General features: G+C 69.0%; 5 protein-coding genes. All 5 read right to left on the reverse strand.

All coding sequences use genetic code 11. The features are described from left to right. Positions 1-587 (reverse strand): type I-E CRISPR-associated protein Cas6/Cse3/CasE (locus MJ783_RS13850; RefSeq protein WP_239310850.1); only part of this gene is annotated, 587 nt, incomplete at its 3' end. Positions 588-593: 6 nt separating this feature from the next. Then, the gene (gene cas5e / locus MJ783_RS13855) at positions 594-1,406 is read right to left on the reverse strand and encodes a type I-E CRISPR-associated protein Cas5/CasD (RefSeq protein WP_239310851.1); all 813 of its coding nucleotides are present in this window, start codon (positions 1,404-1,406) and stop codon (positions 594-596) included. Further along, on the reverse strand, positions 1,403-2,545 hold the full coding sequence (gene cas7e, locus MJ783_RS13860; protein ID WP_239310852.1) for a type I-E CRISPR-associated protein Cas7/Cse4/CasC: 1,143 nt from the start codon (positions 2,543-2,545) through the stop codon (positions 1,403-1,405). The genes cas5e and cas7e overlap by 4 nt, the downstream gene beginning before the upstream one ends. An 88-nt stretch (positions 2,546-2,633) precedes the next feature. Then, positions 2,634-3,290 (reverse strand): type I-E CRISPR-associated protein Cse2/CasB, encoded by a 657-nt coding sequence (casB, locus tag MJ783_RS13865; RefSeq protein WP_239405048.1) that lies wholly within the window; start codon positions 3,288-3,290, stop codon positions 2,634-2,636. Further along, positions 3,287-4,802: type I-E CRISPR-associated protein Cse1/CasA (gene casA / locus MJ783_RS13870; RefSeq protein ID WP_239310854.1), on the reverse strand; the 1,516-nt coding region annotated here is incomplete at its 5' end. The genes casA and casB, both read right to left, overlap by 4 nt.

Genomic DNA, 4,802 nt, shown 5'->3' on the forward strand with positions numbered 1-4,802 from the left:
CCTCGCTTGTAGAAGGTGAGGCGGTCACGGGCGGTCAGGCGGAGCGCGGGGTCACCGTCCGGGGTGTCGAGCACGTGAAAGCCCCACCGTTCGACTCGGCTGGTCAGCCAGGCGATCTGGTGGGTTGCGGTCCGGTGCGGAACGCGGACGCCGCGCGGACGCGGCTGGGATAGGCGCTCTTTTTGGCTGACCGACGGGTTCATCGGCGTACGGGTGGAACTGACCGGGTTCGCGCGGAGCCGGAAGCGGAACTCCCGGCCCGTCTCGAGGCGGTCGAGCAGCGGCTGGTAGTCGCGGATGAGAGCCTGCGGCTCGTCGGCATGGGCCCAGCCGGCCTGTTCGATGAGGTGCTCCCACGATGGGGTTGACTCGGTGAGAACCAAGAGCTCCGCTCGGTACTCACGGCGCGGCCGATCGTGGGCCTCGCCGCGCGACGAGTCGCTTTCCAGACGCCAGAGAACACGCTCGCTGATCGGCTGGCGGCTGATGCCGCCAAGTACGGCGGCGTGCAATCTCTCCGGGCTGCTGAGCAGCTTCTGGCTCTGTCGCCGCAGCGGGTTAAGCCATATTCGGGACAAATAGGTCACGGCTGGTCACCATCCGAGAATCGCGAAGGGGTCATGGCTGTCGGCCGCGTCGACAGCATCCGGGTTGTCAACGTGGGGCGAGGGAACGCGCACCCAGGTCTGACGGACCCGGCGGCTGGTGAAGGACCGGTCTCGGGGGTCGAAGCTCGTTGGCAGGTCCATCCGGATGTCGTCACCGGCGGGATCGTCGAGGGTGACGGGCAGGTCGAGGTGACGCGGCGGGGACTTCAGCCGTTCGAGCTGACGCCGCTGGCTGTGTCCGCCGTACCAGGGCACCTGGCCGAGGACGTCGAGCAGCCCACCGGTCCAGGCGGTCAAGCCTGGCTGGCCGACGGGTGTGAGCAGCACCGGTTGGGTCGGGGGGCAGGCTCGGCGGCCAAGCGCGAGGGGAAAGGCGGGATTGCGGATGGCATCGGCGAGGGCGACGAGGACGTCGTCGGGCGCGACGATCGCGACGATGAAGACGGCGTCCTGGAGGTAGAAGCGTTCGGTGACATGGGTGAGTTTCGCGGGCGATGTCGGCTTCTGCTTCCCCTTGGCTGTGACGGCGGCCGACGGCAACGGGCGGCCACGGTAGTCGCTGACGGTGTGGTAGTCGCGGAGCAGAGTCCCGGCCTGGTCGGTGCGGACCCCGAAGGTCAATGCGAGCAGGTCTTCGATCGGGTCGGCCCGCCGACGGCCCTGCGCGGCCGCGAGCAGGCCGACAAGACCGCTCTTCGTCGGCTCGGGAGAGGTTTCACGGCGGTTGAACATGCTCGGGCCGCCCCATGACTGGATCGGCCCGGCCAGCCGGAGGACCAGACAGGACGATGTGCTCATCGCGCCGCGCCGGTGAGGCGCTCCCGCGCGGCCACGGTCACCATCTCGACGACGTCCTTGAACGGCGTCGATGGGCCGAGCGTGCTGGCTAGATCGTCCGCGCCAGCGGTTGACGTGCTCGTGCTGTAGGTGGAGGCGACGAGCGCGGGCCGGCGTCCCCACAGCGAGGCGGCCTCGGCCAGCTCGTTCGCGAGCCGGTCGATGGAGGTCGCCAGGATGCTTCGGCTGCCGGCCCGTACGGGATTCTCGAACGCGGAGACGAGGTTGACCGGCTGGTCGCCGCGCAGGGCGACGGTGACGAGGTTGGGGACAGTACGGTGCGCGAAGGAATTCCTGTGTCCGGTCGGCATGGAGGTGGTGAACGCGGTGAGGAAGACACGCAGGGCCTCGACGGCTGCCTCCACGTCGCCGCCGAGGTTGTCGGCGAGTTGGTGCAGGCCGACGGTCGCATACCGGTAGAGCGTCGCGGACTGGAACTCCACCGTGCCGATCATTCCGGCGCCGGTCTCCTCCTTGAGGTTCTCGTCATCGACCGCCGTGTAGTAGTCGAACTCGACCTCGGCGGCGTGGGTGGACAAGGCGTGAGCGACCTGGGTCGCGGCGTCGACGTTCAGATCAGGCAGCTCAGCGACCATGCGTCCGAACAGGGCCACGTCGATCGGATGGCCGGTGCCGAGCACCTTTTTGACGGAGACGTGGCCGAGGGAGGCAGCGAGGGCCGTTTCGTCGAGCTCCGCGAGCTGAGGAAGGTCGGCTTCGATCAGGTCAATGAGCCGCTCGAGCTGCGGGCGGCCGAAGAACAGCAGATAGGCGGTCTCGGTCTCTTTCTTCCCGTCCTTGATGCCAAGGTCAGCGAGGAGAGCCTTGGTGATCCGGGCGCACGCCTCCGGGTCAGTGAGGCCGCGCGCGGCGATCCGCTCGCAGAGCAGGCCTGAGATCTTTTTTGTCCGGGTACCGAGCCGGGCTGGATCCACCTGATCACTGAACGCGGTGCGGGTCGCCCGCTTCCACGCCTGGGACGATACCCGCGCGCGCCTGACCCCACCGTAAATGGCTTGTTTCGGTGTGCCCGCGTCATCCCGGTTGAGGTTCGACGGGGGCACGGTCTGGAGAATATGAATGTCAACATAGAGAGGCATCGGTATGCTCTTCATCCTGATGGTATCGGGCGATGGTAGTGGGATCGGTACGGGCGCAACGGCCGCGGGGAAATGCGCGCCGCGGGTGTCAGTCGTTGGGGGTGGCGGAACCGCCGGGCTTGGTGCCGTCGGATTTGGCGCGGGCAGATTTGGCGCGGTTGGGCCTGGTGCTGTCAGGACCGCCGCGGTCACGGCCGAGGAAGTACTGTCGTCCCCAGTCGCGACGGACCCGGCCGATTCGCTCCGGACGCTGCCAATCGATGAGGTCGCCGAGCAGGGCGGTGTAGTCGAGCGGCTGGGAGATTTGCCGGAGCTGACGGACCAGGCCCCGGAGATGGTAGGCGCACTCGTCCAGTGATGTGGCGGTGGCGGCGGCGTTGAAGCGCCGGTCGACAGCCTCGACGCTGAATTTCTCGCTGGCCCGCAGCATCTGAACAGCTTTACCGACCCCGATGCCCGCGTCGTGCACCGACTTGGGCTGCGACTGCTGATGAATGGCATACAGGGTGAGGGCGGCGTGCTCGGCGCGCAAGCGCGCGCTGATCCCACCATCTGCCGTGAGGAGGGCGTAATGCTGCCACATCGAGGGGACGCTGCCCGGCTCGCGGCCGACACCGCGCCGCAGGGCGGCCAAGGCCGCGCCGTCCGGGCTTGTCCCCGACGCCGTCCGTTCCCAGAAGTATCGGACCTGGCTTCGTTGCTCCGGAACGGACGTGTCAGCGGACGGTGTGGCTTCGGTGGTCATGGGTTCCCCGTCGTAGGTCTGGATGCCGTGGAGGTGTCTTCCGGCCGGCCGAGGGCATCGTTGAGCGCGCGCCGGAACGACGCTTCGGCGGTCGCGAGCCGAGGCCCGAAGGGGGTGTCCGGGTCGCGGCCGAGGAATGTTCCCGGGCCCGCCCCCGCCAGGGCGGGTTCGGCGATGGCAAAGGCCAGTCGGCGGGCAATGGCCCGCCAGGCATCCTCGGCCTGTTCGGTGAGGTCGGGCCGCCGTTGGAGCCCGGCCAGCAACCGGTGGACGTAGGGGGTGAAGCTGTGGACGAGGGTGTCACCGAGCCGTTGGCCCTTGTCCCAGGGAATCTTCTCGCCGTGTTCGGCGGCTCGAAGGTCGTCCCCGAGCCGGTTGGCCGCGACTCGCAGCTTCTCAGCCTGCCCGACGACGGCCAGGATGGTGTCCCGGACCGCCGAGTCTCCCCCGGCGAGCGCGGCGACCGGTAGCGGGACACCATCGACCATGACGTCCTCGATGACCGCCGACTGGTTGCCGTAGCTCACCCCCACGGTAAGTACCTGAAGGGGGATGTCGTCGGCGAGGTAGTCGTCCGTGCGGAGCCGGCCCAGCTGGATGAGCAGCGACGGCGCGGTCATCCGCTCGCCGCTGGTCGGGATCGTGGCCAGCAGCGCCTCCAGGCCGCGCCAAGCGGACCGGCCCGGCTGGTGGCGGGCCGGCCGTACCGGCGGGTCTTCTTTCTTGGGCTTGTCAACCCGCCGCCAGGCAGTGTGGGGCTCGAGGTCGTGCGGGAGCGGCACGAGCCGGTCACCGGCGGTCAGGACGACCCGGCTCACGGTGGGTGCCGTGTCGCCGTGGTCGAGCACGAGCCGGACTCGGCGGGACTGCCAGGTGAGCAGGTCCAGCAGGCCCTGGGCGGACCGGGAGGCCCAGCGTCCGGTGGGGGGCTCCCGCCGCCACCAGGGAGCATCCCGCTGGCGCAGCCCCGCCGGCAGTATGGGCGTGTTGAGCAGCAGGGTCTGGAAGAGGGTCAGCCCGATCGGGATGACGACGCCGAGCTGACCGACCGGACCAGTCGGGTTGCCGGTGGTTTTCCCGGCCTTGACCTTGTCGTCGTCGGCCGCGCCCGACTTGATGGCGGCGGTGTCCCAGCACTGGACGGCCAGTAGCGCTCGGACCGCCCGCGCTGGGCTGAGCGCTGGCGGGTCATCCTCGGCGCGGGCTGAGAACAACGGGACGTTGTTGCCCGCGGCGAGCCGAGGGATGAGCAGTGAGATCGGTTTTGTCTCGCCCTTTCCCGTGCGCAGCCCGGCGACCTGCCCGAACGGCTGGGTGGGATGGAATAAATCGAACCGGGCGGTGTGATCGCCGAGGTAACGGCTGATCGGGTCTCCGTCTGTGAATCTCCCCGTTTCCCAGCGCGCCGCCCACTCGTCGTCGTCACGCGGCGCGCCCAGCGCGTCCAGCATGACGGGTAGCAGGACCTGGCGGAGGACAGCGACGGCCTCCAGCGGGTCGTCGACCGCCAGG

Source organism: Protofrankia sp. Cj3, from assembly GCF_917627355.1.
In the GTDB taxonomy this organism is placed as follows: Bacteria; Actinomycetota; Actinomycetes; order Frankiales; family Frankiaceae; genus Protofrankia.